The following is a 14,837-nucleotide window of genomic DNA, read 5'->3' on the forward strand; positions in this document are numbered from 1 at the left end:
GCCAGCCCGGGGTATCAAACAATTTGGCACTGGCTTATCAAGCACCCTGTTGAGTTCTCAAAGAACAACCACACACCGCCCGGAAACCCCACACCGTGGGACCCCCGACCCGGGGCATTTCGTTCACATCCCCGCCGCTCTCGCGCCGGGCACTTTTACTACTTTACCTCACCGTCTCCGCCGTGTCAAACCGTTTGTCCCGGTCTGTCGTGCTTCGTGCGGGTTGGCACCGACGAACGCGCGCAGCGGCGGACCGCCACACCTGATCATCGGATTTCGGCAGACCGGCCGCTCTGCGGTCTCCCGCGAGCTCGCCCGGTTTCCTGCCGGCGTCAAACCTTACCCGGTCGGCTCCGCTCCACCAAATCCGCCTCGCGGCAGATCCGGCGGGCCCCGCCCGGCCCGTACCGTCCGGGAGCTGACTCCCGACCGACCCGACACCAGTGTGGTCTGGAACTCCAGGTCTTTCGCCCTGTTCGCCCCGTTCCGCGCTGGCAGAGAGAAAGTTACGCGTCTGCGGGTTTGAACGTCAAATCCGTGGGTGGCGTCCCCCGTCACACCATTCCCGCCCGGCTATCCGGCCTGGTCGGCGGCGGTGCAGCACGCTCGACGGCTCCTCCGGAGGTCGGGCCCCACGCACGGCGCCCCGCCGCCCCGGATGTTCCGCGGGGTCGGACGGCGTTTCCGTCAGCGCTTCGACCGGTCGGTACGCCGCCCGGCCAGCCAGGCGCGGACGCCCAGCACCCCGACGGTGGTGCCGATGGCCAGGGAGGCCGCGATCAACAGGGCGTGGATCCAGAGGAAGCCTGTGGCGGGGAAGTCGCCAACCGTGCCGGTGGACCAGGATCGCGGGTCCTTCCAGATGGCGACCGCGAACCTCGGCCAGATCACCCAGGTCCAGATCCCGACCCCGGTGAGGAAGAGCGCCCAACCGCGCGACAGCACCATGACTGCCGAGTATGTCAGCGCCCAGCGGGCCGGCCGGTGCAGCGGCGGGTCGGCCGAGGCGCAGGTCACGGCCGTCGCGGCGGCCGGGCGGCCGCGGGCGGCAGGCTCCGGGTCGCGAGGCTCCTGGCGCCCGCGGCCCAGGGCCGTACCGGTCACCTGCCGCCGAGTTGCCGGAAGGTGATCGAGTGGCGGAGGGCCGGCACCGGCGGGATGCTGTGTTGCCAGCTCGCCCGCGCCGCGCCGGCGAGCACGTACGCCGACCGGGGCGCCAACTCCACCTCGTACACCCTGCGGTCGTCGCCGGTGCCCCGCTGGAAGCGCAACAGACAGGTGGCGCCCAGCGAGAGCCCGACCACGGTCGGTCCGAAAGCGGGGGCGTCGCGGTGCCAGCCGATGACCGAGCCCGGCGGGTACCGGGTGACCAGGGCCTGCGCGAGCGAGGTCGCCGGGACGCCGGCGAGTGCGGCGCACCGCTCCCGGACCCCGTGCAACTCCACCGGCAACGCCTCGGCCTCGGTGAGCTGGAACGAGCCGTAGTCGTAGTCGAAGCCGAAGTGGCGGACGGTCCGCCGGGCGATCTGCCCGTGCATGCGGATCTCCCGGAAGTCGAACGCGGCGAGCGCGGTGAGCAGTGACCGCTCCTCGTCGGGGTCGACCAGGTCCGGCTGGTACGTCAGACCCGCCGGTCGCTCGTGGACGCCAAGCATCCGTCCCATCAGCCCGACGGTAACGGCAGGGCGAGGCCGGCGCGGGCGCATCCGACGCACCGTTCCACCATTTTCACGATTGCGGGGCCGGGCATCGGACGGGTGGTCGCGGAAACGGGAGGCCCACCTCGGGCCGGGGGCCTCCCAACTCCGTCAGAAGCAGGTGCCGATTCCGCCGACCGCGGGGTTCGCCCGGTCGTGGTAGTGGATCGTGCCGGTCGGATCGGCCATGAAGCCGCCCCAGATGATGCAGGCACCCTTGACGTACGCCCTGGTCGGGCCGGCCGCCCACAGCCTGTTGCCGTCGTCGACCTGGGTGGGGAGGTACTGCGCGGCGAGGTAGACCTGGGTACGGGTCAGCGAGCCGGCGTACGCGGACTTGACGGTGACCGTGCAGCCGTACCCGACGACGGGGTTGTACATCAGGTAGACGGTGCCGAGCCGCACGCCGGTCTGCGCGTGGTGGATCGGGTCCTGGTCCTGGACGGTGTAGCCGAGCCCGCAGAGCGCCTGCGGTGTCACCGGGTTGACGACGGCGGCCTGTGCGGTGGCGCCGGCCCCGGCGACGAGCCCGACCGCGACGGCGAGCACGAGCCCGATCCGACGAATGGTGCGGTACATCTGCGTCCCCCTCTTCTCCCTGCAACGGATGCGGGACCAGAATGGTCGGCCGGCGGTCACGGCACGAATGTGTCGGGTGAACACTCCGCATTGCGTCCGGATGTGCGGTTGCCCAGTTCCGACCGACGCCACCTGGGGAGATGCGCCGCCATTCATCGATGCTCGACGACTATGACGTATTTCGCACGAGACATTTCTGTGAACCGAAAATTGCCGAGTTGTTTCCCGGTCGCGCGGGTTGGGCACTGATTCCCGGAAAGCGAAACGACCGTCATCGGAGGTGGCCCGTGCAGCCGTCGACGTTCAACCCCTGGGCCTGGCGCGACCCGGCCGCCCTCGCCGGCGGGTACGCCGGGGCGAGCCCCGACACCGCGCCGCCGGGCGGGCCGGAGGGCGCCGGCGACGGACCCGACGCCCCGGGCCCCGGCACTCCGGTCGACCTGGTCGGCTACCGGGTGGAGGCCACCGACGGGCGGATCGGCTCGGTCGACGCGGCCAGCGACGACACCGACGCCCGCTGGCTGGTGGTGGACACCGGGCCGTGGATCTTCGGCCGCAAGGTGCTGCTGCCGGTCGGCACGGTGACGCGGGTCGACCACCTGGACCGCACCGTGCACGTGGACCGCACCCGGGAGCAGGTCAAGGAGTCCCCGGCCTTCGACCCGGACGCCTACGGGGAAACCGACTACCGGGACCGGGTCGGCGACTACTACCGGGAGACCTACCGGCAGCGCTGACCCGGGGCGCGCGTCACGCAACGGGCACACCGGTTACGGTGGGAGACATGGTCCGGCCGATCAGCTACGCGCCGGGGGTCGTCGACCCGGTCGACGGCCTCCCGCTCGGCGTCGTGACCACCTTCCCCACCAGCTCCGGCGACGGCCGCGAGCAGATGATCGACCTCCTTCGTGCCGGCGGACTGCGGTTCCGCGACGGCGGGCGATGGCGGTCGGCTCACTGAGCCGACCCCGACCGATCCCGGGACCCTCCCGGTCGGCGCGCGACCGCGCGCACCTCGTCCGTCACGCACGAAAGGCGTACCACCGTGTCTGTTCCACGAATGCTCACCGGGGACCGCCCCACCGGGCGGCTGCACCTCGGCCACTACGTCGGCAGCATCGCCAACCGGGTGCGGCTGCACCAGCGCTACGAGAGCTTCTTCATCATCGCCGACCTGCACATGCTCACCACGCGCAACACCCGCGAGGACATCGAGCGGGTCGCGGTGAACGCCCGGGAGATGGTCACCGACGTGCTGGCCGCCGGCGTCGACCCGGCGCGGGCGACCTTCTACCTCCAGTCGGCCATCCCCGAGGTCGGCGACCTGAACACCCTCTTCCAGAACCTGGTCACGGTGCCCCGGCTGGAGCGGGTGCCGTCGCTGAAGGACATGGCCCGCGACTCCGGCAAGGAGGAGATGCCGTACGGCCTGCTCGGCTACCCGGTCCTCCAGGCCGCCGACATCCTCTGCGTCAAGGGGCAGGTCGTCCCGGTGGGCAAGGACAACGCGGCGCACGTCGAGGTGACGCGGGAGATCGCCCGGCGCTTCAACCACCTCTACGGAGAGGTGTTCCCCGTGCCGGAGATGATCGCGTCCGAGACGCCGACCCTGGTCGGCACGGACGGCCGGGCGAAGATGAGCAAGAGCCTGGGCAACGCCATCTCGCTCTCCGACGACGCGGCGACCGTCCGCCGCACGGTGATGGGCATGTACACCGACCCGAACCGGGTCCGCGCCGACGTGCCGGGCACCGTCGAGGGGAACCCGGTCTTCGCGTACCACGACATCTTCAACCCCGACCGTGGGGAGGTCGACGACCTCAAGGAGCGGTACCGGGCCGGGCGGGTCGGCGACGTGGAGGTCAAGGAGAAGCTCGCCGTCGCGCTCAACCGGTTCCTGGACCCGATCCGCGAGCGCCGGGCGCGGTTCGAGGCCGACCCCGGGCTGGTCGACGAGCTGATCGTCGAGGGCACCGAACGGACCCGGCGCGAGGTGCGGCAGACGGTCGTCGAGGCCCGCCGGGCGATGGGACTGACGAGCGCGTACACCCAGGTGCGGCGGCGGGCCGAGCGGCGCCGCAAGGCCGCGACCACGCCGGCCTGAGCGGCCGTACGCACACCGCCCGGCCCGGAACCGGGAGCACCCTGGTTCCGGGCCGCCGGCCCGCGCCCGATCCGCGTGCATGGCCGGCCCCATCGACCGCCGGCCGGTCGCCTGGGTGTCGGAGCGGGCGTTGCGGGAGGCGGACCGGGCGGTCGAGGCGCAGGCTTCGCCGGAGTGGGAGCCGCTGCACCGGGCCGACTGAGCCGCCCGCCCGGCGGCCCGAGGATCAGCCGTTCGGCGGCACGTCCGCGAGCTGCCCGGCCGGTAGGCTGCGCGCATCTGTGCGCAGCCCCACCCAGGAGGAACTTCTTTGGGCCGCAGTCTTCCGGCAGGCGCCCTGGCGACCATCCTCGCCCTCGGCCTGCTGACCGCGCCGGCCACGCCGGCCGCCGCCGACCCCGGCACCGCTCCCCGCGAGATCGCCGTCATCCCGCCCGCGGAAGCCACGGTGCCCGCCTACGAGGCCGTCTTCTTCGCCGGCCGCACCGGCTTCCTGCACCGGCACAACAACTCCCTCGACTACCTCTGGACGCGCTACGACACGGGTGCGACGGTCGTGGTCGAGGACCTGGCCGGCGTACAGCCGTCGGCGCTCAAGCCGGCCGGCGGCGACAGCGTCTTCACCACCGCCCAGGTGCCCGCCCGGCCCGCGCCGGGCAAGGTCAGCGTGCTCGACCTCGCCGACCGGAGCTGGCAGCAGTGGGAGATCCCCACCGACCACGTCCTCTGGGGCGTCTACGGGCGGCGGATGCTGCTGCGCAAGCCGCCGCTGACCGGTGTGGAGCTGGAGCTGCGCACCCCCGCCGCCGACGGCACCTGGACGACGACGCCGGTGACCGGCATCCCGGCGGACGCCAAGCCCAGCGGGCTGCCGCCGGCCGGGGACGAGACCTCGGTGGTGGTCGGCTACCTGGCCGACGGCGGGCAGCGGATGGGGCTGCTCGACCTCGCCACCGCGACCGTGAAGCGGATCCCGAACGGCGTCCCCTCGACTTTCTGGCGCCTCTCGGGCGACACCGTGGGCTGGATGTCGAGCAGCGGCCAGTACCACCTCTACTCCCGCAGCGGCCTGACCAGCGGCACCGACACCTCGGCCCGGCTGGTGACCGTCCCGCAGGACAGCCTCCTCCGGACGGTCGTCGTGGACGGCGGGCTGGTGATCAGCCGGAGCCAGGCCAACGACACCGGCGAGTACTTCCCGGCGATCTACGTGCCGGTGCAGACCACCGCGCCCCGGCCCACGCTGCTGCCGAAGATCTCCTGGGATCTCCGGGCGCTCGTCCAGGGGCCGGACGGCACGGCCCTGGTGGTCGGCGGCTCCGGCCCGAAGGACTGGGCGGTACACCGGATCACGGGGCGGCCCGGCGAGACGCCGAGTCTCACGCCGGTGCTTCCCGTGCGCGACCTGATGGCGAACGCCGGGATCAGCTACCGGCAGGGCCTGCTGCGGCACGTGCACTCCGAGGTGGCGCCGAACACAGGTGCGGCCCGATACGTCGCCTCCAACCACCCGGTCTTCCCCGACCCCCGGTACACGTCCGGGGAGCGGGTCGTGCTCCGTTCGACCCCGGTGCCGTGCGCGACGGACGTGGCGTGCGTGCGCCTGGTCGACGGAACCAACGCCGGCGCCGCGTACCTGGTCTCGTCGGACACGACGGACACCGCCCTCACGCTGGACCGGGCCACGGGTGGCTACGACCAGACGCCGCTGCCCACCAGCAAGGGGCGGCTCCTCGACGTCTCCGGCACGCACCTCCTCGTGAGCGATGGCGCGTCGGACAACCAGTACGTCGTCAGCACGACCTCGGACCACGTGGTCAAGACCATGCCGAAGACCGGGGCCGCCCTGTGGTTCGGCACGCTGTGGAGCGCGACGACCACCGCCGGCCAGCTCATGGCGATCGACCTGTCGACCGGGAAGGCCACGCGTACGATCTCGACCGGCACGGCGTGCGTCCCGACCGAGGTGCAGACCAGCGCCCGCTGGCTCTACTGGGCGTGCGGCGCCACCGGCCCCGCGGGTGTCCGCGACCTGCAGAGCAACACGCAGCTCACGGTGCCGGCCGGGCCGGCCCTGCTCGGGGACGGCTTCCTCGTCCGGCACGAGACCGGCGCGCTGCGGATGACCGCTTTCCACGACGGCGCCCTGCACACCCCGGTGACGCTCGCCGAGCTGCCCGCCGGCACCCCTGCCGACAGTCGCGGCGTCAGCTGGGCGGTCGACCGGCACGGCTCCGGCGTCGCGTACGTCGACGCCGACCGGGCGGTGCACGTGCTCGACACCGGAGTGCCGAGCACCGCGCCCCAGTTCGGCAGCCTGATCGCGGACGACTCCGTGTACCCGCGCCACGGCGGCCTTCCCTGGCAGGCGGACGCTCGGCCCAGCCGTCCGCTCTGGAGCTGGGAGCTCACGATCACCCGGAAGTGGACGGGCGAGCTGGTCCACCGCGCTGGCGGCGGCAAGGCACGGACGGCCCTCTACCTGCGGTGGGACGGCAGTTTGCCGTCGGGGGAGGCGGCCCTCAACGGCGCCTATACCTGGACGTTGAAGGGCACGCCCACCGAATCCGCCGCGCCGGTCACGGTGGGCTCCGGCGAGCTGGTCGTCCAGTGCGGCACCTTTCCCTTCCGCGGCTATTCCTGTGCTGGCGGGCCGGGCCTGCTCGGCGTGAAGTCCACGGGCGACGGCCACTGGTACGGAACGCGGCCCACGTCCCCGCGCGGCCAGCTCTACAGCAACGGGTACACCGAGAACTGGTGCCTCAGCTGCTCGGGCGCCGAGCGGACCTCGGCCCTGGTGCCGTTCGGCGACTACAACGGCGACGCGTATCCCGACCTGCTCGTGCGCGACGGCAACGGGTACATGAAGGCGCACCTGGGCACCGGCCACCTGGGCTTCGGCGGCGCGAACACGGTCAGCCTGGGTGGCGGCTGGATGATGTACCGGTCGATCCTGGCGCCGGGGGACGTCAACAGCGACGGCCACCACGACATCCTCGGCATCGACTCCGACGGCAAGTTGTGGCTCTACACCACCACCGGCCGCGGCGGCATCAACCCCCGCGTCCAGGTCGGCTCCGGCTGGGGCATGTACCCGCGCGTGATCGGCGCCGGCGACCTCAACGGCGACGGCCACGGCGACCTGCTCGGCATCGACGCCAACGGCGTGATGTACCACTACCTCAGCAACGGCAACAAGGGCTGGAGCGCGCGCGTCAAGGTCTACGCCGGCTGGAACATCTACAACAGCGTCGTGGCCATCGGCGACCTGGACGAGGACGGCCGCAACGACCTTGTCGCCCGCGACGCGGGCGGCCTCCTCTGGCGCTACTCCGGGCTCGGCAACGGCTCCTTCGCCGCCCGGATCCAGGCCGGCAGCGGCTGGAACATGTTCAAGATCATTATCTGAGCGTGCCCCACCACGGACCGCCCCCGGACGCCCACGGCGACCGGGGGCGGTCCCGTCTCCGGGCGGAACCAGGTGCAACCCACCGGTCCGCTCGCGCGTGTGCCTGTGACGGCTGACGCCAGCCGCAGCCACGGGGATGAGAGGCGACGTGATGCCATGCCGGCCAAGCCGATGGTCGTGACGCCGGACGACGCCCGTGCCACCGACTTCGACGAGTTCTACCGGGCCAGGTTCCAGTCGCTCACCCTCCAGCTGTACGCGTACGCCGGGGACCTCGCCGAGGCGCAGGATCTCGTGCAGGAAGCCTTCTGCCGGGCGTACGTCCGCTGGCAGAAGATCCGGGACTACGACGACCCGGCCCAGTGGGTGCGGCAGGTGGCGTGGAACCTGGCCACGAGCCGCTTCCGGCGCCGCCGGACGGCGGCCAACTTCCTCCGCCGGCAGCGCCTGACGGTCGTCGACGGCCCCGACCCCAACCGGGTCGCCCTGGTCAGGGCCCTCTCCACGCTGCCGCCCAAGCACCGCCGAGCCGTCGTGCTGCACCACATGGCCCAGCTCTCCGTCGCCGAGATCGCGGCCCAGGAGGGCGTCGCCGAGGGAACCGTCAAGTCCTGGCTGAGCCGCGGGCGTGCGGCGCTGGCCAGCCAACTCAGAGGAGACGCGTCATGAGCGAGCACGACGACGTCCAGTTGATCGACGATGCCTTCGAGCAACTGACCGCCGACCTCGGACCCACCGTCCGTCCCCCCGGCGGCGTACGCGACATGGTCGCCCGGCGGCGCAGGACGCGGGTCACCACGGCGACCGTCGCCGCCGGTCTGGTGGCCGTGCTGCCGGTGGCGGCGTTCATGGGCACAGGCCGTGGCCAACCCGGCCCGGACCCGGCCACGGTCGGGGCCAGCACCGACACCACCGGCATGCCGAGCATGAGCGCGAGCGCCACGCCGTCACCGAGCGCGTCGCCGTCGAAGACGCTCCCGGCACGCGGCGGCGGCCCCGTCACGCTGGCGGAGCTGACCGCCGCGCCCGTCGCCGTACCCGGCTGGCCCTGGACCGGTCCGTCCGGCGCGACCTGCGCCGACGGCCTCGTCCGGCTGGCGTCGTCGGCGAAGGTCAGCGGCGCCAGGGTGGGCGTCGTGGAACTGCGCCAGGCCGACCTCGACGGGGACGCCGAGCTGGAGACCGCCGCGCTGCTGCGGTGCGGGCACGGCGCGGAGCAGGTGGTGGCGTTCGACCGGGACGCCGCCGGCCGCGTCGCCACCCTCGGCCAGGTCGTCGCCACCACCGCCGAGATGCCGGCCATCGTCGACATCGGTCCCCGCCCGCGCGGCGGCCTCACGGCCACCGTCGCCGACTCCCGCGCCGCCGTCGACCAGCAGCGCCAGGAGCGGCAGTACGCCTGGAACGGCGACGGTTACGGGCAGGTGGGCGGGGACACCAGCTTTCCGGTGAGGCAGCGCCCCGTCGACCTGGGCCTGACCGTGGCCACACCCGTCGCCGGGGCCGTCTCCGGGCCGTGCGAGGGAGCGACGCGCCACGTCTCCGTGACGTTCACCGTCACGAACCACAGCAGGCAGGTCTCCGACCGGTTCCACCTGGAGTGGCGGGGCGGCGCATTCCTGCCGAACGGCTCGTACGACGGCCCCTACTGGCTCGACACCCCCGGCCATCCCGCGCAGGACGGCGGGCACCGGGGACTCAGGCCGGGCGAGAGCGTCGACCTGACCTTCGAGTTCGAGATCGACGCCTGCGTTACCGACTGGGGTTTCACCACGGACATCCGCAGCGACCGGCCGGATCCCGACATGGGCAACAACCACGTGCTGTGGTGGCTCCGGACCGGGTGACCGGTCTGGTGGCGACGGACGGTTGTCGCTATTTTGCAGCTTCGAGCATCCTTACTGCCTTCGATCGGGGAAGTCGACGCCGTGTCGCACATCGAGAAGATCACCGGGGAGCTTCGTGCGTTGACTGCCGGCGTCGACAGGGCCCAGGGGCTGGCGGCCGCCGCCGACAACCAGGCCCAGGAGGTGGCCCTGCGGGCCGCCGGCGCCGGCTTCGCCGCCGTGGCGGCGGGCCTGGCCCGCGTGCGGGACGCCATCGCGGGAATCCGGGGTGGTCTGGGCGGCCTCGCCACCACGCTCGGCGAGGCCGCGAAGGCGACCGCGGCCGTCCCGCAGGAGGCCACCCCGGACGAGACGACCGCCGGGCTGACCCCCGTGGGCACCGCGATCGACGGCATGCGCGGCGCGGCCGCCGCCACCATCGCCCAGGTCGGCGAGGCGCAACGACTCGTCACCACCGTCCTGCAGGGCGGGCAACCGGGGCCGCTGGTGCAGGCGCTGGAGAACGTCAAGCAGGTGCTGGTGCTGACGGTGCAGCGCACCGGCACCGCCCGGCAGTCCGTCGACACGGCGATCGCCGAGGCACGGCAGTTGGGGTCGTCGGGAAACTGACCGGGGCCGGCGGCGCCACGCCGACCGGCCCCACCCCCGCGGATCACGCCTCCACCGTCCCCGCCGCAGGCGGCGGCACCCCGAGCCTCGTGCCGTGGACCAGGCAACCCACCGGGGTTCCCGGCGGCGCACCGACCGGACCACGCACCCGCATCCCGCCCAAGGAGAGGCCAAGCGAGCGACGATCGCTGGAACTGGAGAACGACTGTGCCGAAACCCTCGCCGACAGGGGCTACCGGGTCCACCAGAACCCGACGAAGCAGGAAATCGCGGCAGCTCGGTTGCGCAGTGGTGACGTCGGCGACAGCGACACGGCACCCGACTACCTCATCGAGGGCCACGTCTTCGACTGCTATTCGCCCACGTCCTCCGTGCCGCCGCGATCCGTCTGGAGCATGGTGTCCAGGAAGGTCTCTCGTGGTCAGACCCAACGGGTGGTGCTGAACCTCCGCGACTGGCGGGGAGATCCCACCACCTTGCAGAAACAATTCGACGACTGGCCGGTGCCGGGGCTCGAGGAACTGGCGGCGGTGACGCGCAGCGGTGCGATCATTCAGATAGTCCCGCGGGACTGAGGGAGAGGCAGCATGTCTATCGAGTACCGGTTGACCCTCGCGGGTGACGTCCCACTGGAGGACGTGGCGGCGCTGGCTGCTCCCGGGGCGACGGAAACCTCGACACTCACCGGCGACCGGATGCTGCACGCCAACCTGAACGAAGAGCGCGGCTACGTCGTCAACATCGTCGCCGGCAGCCACGGTTACTACGCAGCCGAGGACGACGGTGGCCTGTGGGAGTGGGAGCCGGAGACCTACGTCGACGTCGACTTCCGCATGCGCAAGGACACCCTGACCGAGCAGGGAAGGCCCCACATGCTGCGGACCGTGGGCCGGATCCTGGCCGACCGGTCCGAGGACGCGGCGTTGGTCCTCAACGACAACTGGTTGATGCTGACCCGCGTCGACGGCACGATTCGCCGGCACAACGAGGCCGACTGGTACGACGAGGCGCACGACAGCTTCCTGCCCCGCTGACCCGGTCGCCGCGGCCGGGGCGGGCGTCGGCGTCCTACCATCCGATCGTGGCGAACTTCGATACCTCGGCAGCGGTCGAGATGGTGTGGCAGCGGCAGGCCGCCTGGTCACGGGCGGCCGTCGAGGCCAAGCGGGTGATCACCCGGGCGCGCCTGGCCGTCGCCGCGCTCACCGTCGGCGCGGCCGTGTGCGGCACCCTCGCCAACCAGCTCGGGCAGACCCACCGCGGCGCCGGCCGGGCGCTCGCGATCGTCGCGGCGGCGGCGCTGCTCCTGGTGCCGGTCGCGGCCCGGTGGGCCGGCCGCGACGCGGTGCACGCGTGGGCCCGGCTCCGCTCGGTCTCGGAGGCGTTGAAGGCGGACGTTCACCGCTACCTCGCCGGGGTCGTCCCGTTCGGCGGTGCCGACCGGGATGCCGTCCTCCTCGGCCGACTCGACGCGCTCATGGACGACGCGGGCGATCTGGTGGGCCGCACCCTGGACGCGCCGCCGGCGGGTCGGCCGCTGCCTGCGGTCTCGGACGTGGCCACGTACCTGACGGAACGGCTGCGGCGGCAGGTCGACGACTACTACCTGCCGGGGGCCCGCCGGACGGCCCGGGCGGCGCGCCGGATCCGGTACGCCACCACCGCCCTCACGGTCGCCGCCGCCCTGATGTCCGCGACGGTGGGGGTGCTCGGTGACAACCTCGGGCTCACCGCCTGGATCGGCGTCGCGGCGGCCGTCACCACGGCGCTGGTCGGCTACGGGTCGGCCCAGCAGTACGAGCACCACCAGATCGAGTACGCCCGCACCGCCGACCAGTTGACGCGGCTGCGGGTGGCCCGCGAGGCCGGGCGGGGCTGGACCGACGACGACGCGTTCGTCGCGGAGACGGAACGGATCATCTCGCTGTCCAACGAGGGGTGGATGGCGAAGACGATCGAGCAAGATGGCGCTGCGCAGCAGTGACATCACGCGCTGTGCCATATAGCATCGTCGATAGTGTCGTTGACCGTCGCGGTGGACGGCGTCCGTCCACTCCCGACCCAAATGGGGGAACCGACGTGGATCGCACCGTACGCCAGCCCGATCCGACCCCGCCGCCACTGGACGACCTCCGGCGCACCCCGCTCGGCCGGATCTCCCTCGACCGGGCCCGGTCCGTCGCCCGCGTGACCGCCCGCAGGGAGGACCGTCCGGCCCGTGTCGACGTCGCGGCCTTCATCTCTGCGATCTGACCCGGCCGGGGCGGGCGGCGAGCCGACGGGGCGCGTCGCCCCGCTGACGCAGTACGTGCTCAAGCTGGTCAGCCGCTGCGACCTCGCCTGCGACCACTGCTACGTCTACGAGCACCCGGACCAGTCGTGGCGACGCCAGCCGCGGATGATGGCGCCCGAGACGGTGGAGGCCGTCGCGGGGCGGATCGCGGAGCACGCCGCGGCGCACCGGCTCGACGGGGTCCGGGTGGTCCTGCACGGCGGCGAGCCGCTGCTCGCCGGCGCCGCCCGACTCGACGCCACCGCCGCCGCCCTGCGCCGCGCCGTCGACCCGGTGGCGCGGCTCGACCTGCGCATGCAGTCCAACGGCGTGCTGCTCACCCCGGCGATCTGCGACGTGCTGGTCGCCCACGACATCAAGGTCGGGATATCGCTCGACGGGGACCGGGCCGCCAACGACCGGCACCGCCGGCACGCCAACGGGGCGAGCAGCCACCGCCAGGTGCTGCGGGCCCTGGCGCTGTTGCGCAGTCCCGCCTACCGGTCCGCCTACGCGGGCATCCTCTGCACCGTCGACGTGGCCAACGACCCCATCCGGGTGTACGAGGCGCTGCTGGCCGAGGAGCCGCCACACGTCGACTTCCTGCTGCCGCACGCCAACTGGGACAACCCGCCCGCCCGCCCCGACGGCCGCGCCACGCCGTACGCCGACTGGCTGCTGGCCGTGCACCGGCGCTGGCTGGCCGACGGGCGCCCGGTGCCGATCCGCCTGCTGGAGTCCCTGATCTCCACCGCGTCCGGGCACGGCAGCCGCAGCGAGGCGGTCGGGCTCGGCCCGGCCGACCTGGTCGTCGTCGAGACCGACGGCACCTTCGAGCAGGTCGACTCGCTCAAGTCGGCCTTCGAGGGCGCAGCGGCCACCGGCCTGGACGTGTTCCGGCACCGGGTGGACGACGCCGCGGCCCACCCCGGGATCGCCGTCCGGCAGACGGGTCTGGCGGGGCTCTGCGCGACGTGCCAAGCGTGTCCGGTGGTGCGGCACTGCGGCGGCGGTCTCTACGCCCATCGGTACCGGGCGGGCAACGGCTTCGACAACCCGTCCGTCTACTGCCCGGACCTGCTGAAACTCGTCCGCGTGGTGACGGCGGCCCCGGCTGTCGACGAGCCGGCCCGCCCGGCCGACTCGCTCAGCCCGGACGTGCTCGACGACCTCGGCGCCGGGCCGGGGACGGCGGGCTCGGCGGAGCAGCTCGCCGCGATCCACCTGGCGCTGGTGCGCGCCCTGCTGGTCGCCCTCAGCGACCGGGTCGATTCCGACCCGGTCGCCGCGGAGGGATGGCGGCTGCTGGTCGACCTCGACGACCGGCGCCCGGAGGCGGTCCGCGCCGTGCTGACCCACCCGTTCGTGCGGCGCTGGGCCCGGCGGTGCCGGGACGGGGCGGCCGACCTGTCGTACCTGGCCTGCGTGGCGGCCGCCGCCGCGGTGCACGCCCGGGTCCGGGCCGATCTGCCCGTGCCGGTGCGCGACGGGCTGGTCGGCCTGCCGACGCTCGGCGCGATCGCCGGGCGCGCCGAGCGGGGCGTCGTCCGGCTCGCCACCGACGAGGGTGACGTCCGGGTCGGTGGCCGGCGGGTCATCCCCGACGCCGGCCGGGACGGCGACCCGGCGCGGGCAGACGACCCGGCGCGGGCGGACGACCCGGACGGTTGGCTGCCGGTGCGTGCGGTCGGCGTCGACGGGCATCGGCTGCTGCTGGAGGACACGGACCCGCACCGGGACTGCTACGACGTCCCGGTGGAGCCCCGGCTGACCGACGCCGCCGCCCTGGGGTGGACGCGGCAGTTGGCGCGGGCGGTCCGGCGGATCGACGTCGAGGCGCCCGACTACGCGGCCGGGGTCCGCACCCTGCTGCGGGCCGTCGTGCCGCTGCGCGCGGACGGCACCGGCCGGTTCCGCAGCGCCGCCGCCGGCGCGGCCTTCGGCGCGGTGGCCGTCACCGCCGTACCCGACGACGCCACCCTCGCCGTGCTGCTGGTGCACGAGGTGCAGCACCTGAAGCTCAGCGCGGCGCTGGACGTCTGCGACCTGTTCGACCGCGACGACACCCGGACGCTGACCGTGCCGTGGCGCGACGATCCCCGGCCGGTCGAGGGCGCGCTGCACGGCGTCTACGCCCACCTGGCGGTGGCCGACGTGTGGCGGCGGCGGCCCGGCCCGGTCGCGGAGGGGCACTTCCGCCGCTACCGTGCCTGGACCGACGGGGCGATCGACGCCCTGCTCGACCTCGGCGTCCTGACGGCCCCCGGCGACCGGTTCGTCCGACGGATGCGCGCGACGGTGGACGGGTGGCCGTGACGGG

The 14,837-nt window shown here is 73.1% G+C and carries 16 protein-coding genes; 13 read left to right on the plus strand and 3 right to left on the minus strand.

Annotation, left to right across the window (positions count from 1 at the left end; all coding sequences use genetic code 11):
- Positions 1-687 precede the first annotated feature (687 nt).
- From ACZ6O2_RS31140 to ACZ6O2_RS31150, 3 genes are all read right to left on the minus strand, one after another.
- Positions 688-948, minus strand: coding sequence for an SCO4848 family membrane protein (locus tag ACZ6O2_RS31140; RefSeq protein WP_466025408.1), 261 nt, complete (start codon positions 946-948; stop codon positions 688-690).
- A 152-nt stretch (positions 949-1,100) separates the two neighbouring features.
- Complete coding sequence (locus tag ACZ6O2_RS31145; RefSeq protein WP_466025409.1) at positions 1,101-1,664, minus strand: alpha-ketoglutarate-dependent dioxygenase AlkB; 564 nt, start codon at positions 1,662-1,664, stop codon at positions 1,101-1,103.
- 144 nt (positions 1,665-1,808) lie between these two features.
- Positions 1,809-2,276, minus strand: a complete 468-nt coding sequence (locus tag ACZ6O2_RS31150) for a hypothetical protein (protein ID WP_466025410.1) — start codon at positions 2,274-2,276, stop codon at positions 1,809-1,811.
- 287 nt (positions 2,277-2,563) lie between these two features.
- On the opposite strand from ACZ6O2_RS31150, the gene ACZ6O2_RS31155 reads away from it, so the two are divergent.
- The 13 genes from ACZ6O2_RS31155 (at position 2,564) to ACZ6O2_RS31215 (ending at position 14,833) form a co-directional block, all read left to right on the plus strand.
- Positions 2,564-3,013, plus strand: coding sequence for a PRC-barrel domain-containing protein (locus ACZ6O2_RS31155; RefSeq protein WP_466025411.1), 450 nt, complete (start codon positions 2,564-2,566; stop codon positions 3,011-3,013).
- 47 nt (positions 3,014-3,060) lie between these two features.
- A complete protein-coding gene (locus ACZ6O2_RS31160) occupies positions 3,061-3,237 on the plus strand; it encodes a hypothetical protein (protein ID WP_350712322.1) in 177 nt (58 codons plus the stop codon).
- Between the two features lie 84 nt (positions 3,238-3,321).
- A complete protein-coding gene (trpS, locus tag ACZ6O2_RS31165; RefSeq protein WP_466025412.1) occupies positions 3,322-4,380 on the plus strand; it encodes a tryptophan--tRNA ligase in 1,059 nt (352 codons plus the stop codon).
- A 79-nt stretch (positions 4,381-4,459) separates the two neighbouring features.
- On the plus strand, positions 4,460-4,582 hold the full coding sequence (locus tag ACZ6O2_RS31170; protein ID WP_350712324.1) for a hypothetical protein: 123 nt from the start codon (positions 4,460-4,462) through the stop codon (positions 4,580-4,582).
- Positions 4,583-4,690: 108 nt separating this feature from the next.
- Positions 4,691-7,789, plus strand: a complete 3,099-nt coding sequence (locus tag ACZ6O2_RS31175; protein WP_466025413.1) for an FG-GAP repeat domain-containing protein — start codon at positions 4,691-4,693, stop codon at positions 7,787-7,789.
- 156 nt (positions 7,790-7,945) lie between these two features.
- Positions 7,946-8,458 (plus strand): SigE family RNA polymerase sigma factor, encoded by a 513-nt coding sequence (locus tag ACZ6O2_RS31180; protein WP_466025414.1) that lies wholly within the window; start codon positions 7,946-7,948, stop codon positions 8,456-8,458.
- Positions 8,455-9,636 carry a hypothetical protein gene (locus tag ACZ6O2_RS31185; protein ID WP_350712327.1) on the plus strand — a complete coding sequence of 394 codons (1,182 nt, stop codon included), beginning with the start codon at positions 8,455-8,457 and terminating at the stop codon, positions 9,634-9,636. Before ACZ6O2_RS31180 ends, ACZ6O2_RS31185 begins: the two co-directional genes overlap by 4 nt.
- A gap of 81 nt (positions 9,637-9,717) precedes the next feature.
- Positions 9,718-10,245 (plus strand): DUF6244 family protein, encoded by a 528-nt coding sequence (locus ACZ6O2_RS31190; RefSeq protein WP_466025415.1) that lies wholly within the window; start codon positions 9,718-9,720, stop codon positions 10,243-10,245.
- 152 nt (positions 10,246-10,397) lie between these two features.
- Positions 10,398-10,820, plus strand: a complete 423-nt coding sequence (locus ACZ6O2_RS31195; protein WP_466025433.1) for a CdiA C-terminal domain-containing protein — start codon at positions 10,398-10,400, stop codon at positions 10,818-10,820.
- A gap of 12 nt (positions 10,821-10,832) precedes the next feature.
- Positions 10,833-11,279 carry a SitI3 family protein gene (locus ACZ6O2_RS31200; RefSeq protein WP_466025416.1) on the plus strand — a complete coding sequence of 149 codons (447 nt, stop codon included), beginning with the start codon at positions 10,833-10,835 and terminating at the stop codon, positions 11,277-11,279.
- 47 nt (positions 11,280-11,326) lie between these two features.
- The gene (locus tag ACZ6O2_RS31205) at positions 11,327-12,229 is read left to right on the plus strand and encodes a DUF4231 domain-containing protein (protein WP_466025417.1); all 903 of its coding nucleotides are present in this window, start codon (positions 11,327-11,329) and stop codon (positions 12,227-12,229) included.
- Positions 12,230-12,324: 95 nt separating this feature from the next.
- A complete protein-coding gene (locus ACZ6O2_RS31210; protein ID WP_466025418.1) occupies positions 12,325-12,498 on the plus strand; it encodes a hypothetical protein in 174 nt (57 codons plus the stop codon).
- Positions 12,488-14,833: an FxsB family cyclophane-forming radical SAM/SPASM peptide maturase gene (locus ACZ6O2_RS31215; RefSeq protein ID WP_466025434.1), complete on the plus strand. Its 2,346-nt coding sequence runs from the start codon at positions 12,488-12,490 to the stop codon at positions 14,831-14,833. Before ACZ6O2_RS31210 ends, ACZ6O2_RS31215 begins: the two co-directional genes overlap by 11 nt.
- Positions 14,834-14,837 lie beyond the last annotated feature (4 nt).

This window comes from Micromonospora sp. NPDC048040, from assembly GCF_055587185.1.

Bases quoted from the DNA above. Each gene is read 5' to 3' on its own strand.
- ACZ6O2_RS31140 (WP_466025408.1), bottom strand. From the start codon at position 948: ATGGTGCTGTCGCGCGGTTGGGCGCTCTTCCTCACCGGGGTCGGGATC.
- ACZ6O2_RS31145 (WP_466025409.1), bottom strand. From the start codon at position 1,664: ATGGGACGGATGCTTGGCGTCCACGAGCGACCGGCGGGTCTGACGTAC.
- ACZ6O2_RS31150 (WP_466025410.1), bottom strand. From the start codon at position 2,276: ATGTACCGCACCATTCGTCGGATCGGGCTCGTGCTCGCCGTCGCGGTC.
- ACZ6O2_RS31160 (WP_350712322.1), top strand. From the start codon at position 3,061: ATGGTCCGGCCGATCAGCTACGCGCCGGGGGTCGTCGACCCGGTCGAC.
- ACZ6O2_RS31170 (WP_350712324.1), top strand. From the start codon at position 4,460: ATGGCCGGCCCCATCGACCGCCGGCCGGTCGCCTGGGTGTCGGAGCGG.
- ACZ6O2_RS31180 (WP_466025414.1), top strand. From the start codon at position 7,946: ATGCCGGCCAAGCCGATGGTCGTGACGCCGGACGACGCCCGTGCCACC.
- ACZ6O2_RS31185 (WP_350712327.1), top strand. From the start codon at position 8,455: ATGAGCGAGCACGACGACGTCCAGTTGATCGACGATGCCTTCGAGCAA.
- ACZ6O2_RS31200 (WP_466025416.1), top strand. From the start codon at position 10,833: ATGTCTATCGAGTACCGGTTGACCCTCGCGGGTGACGTCCCACTGGAG.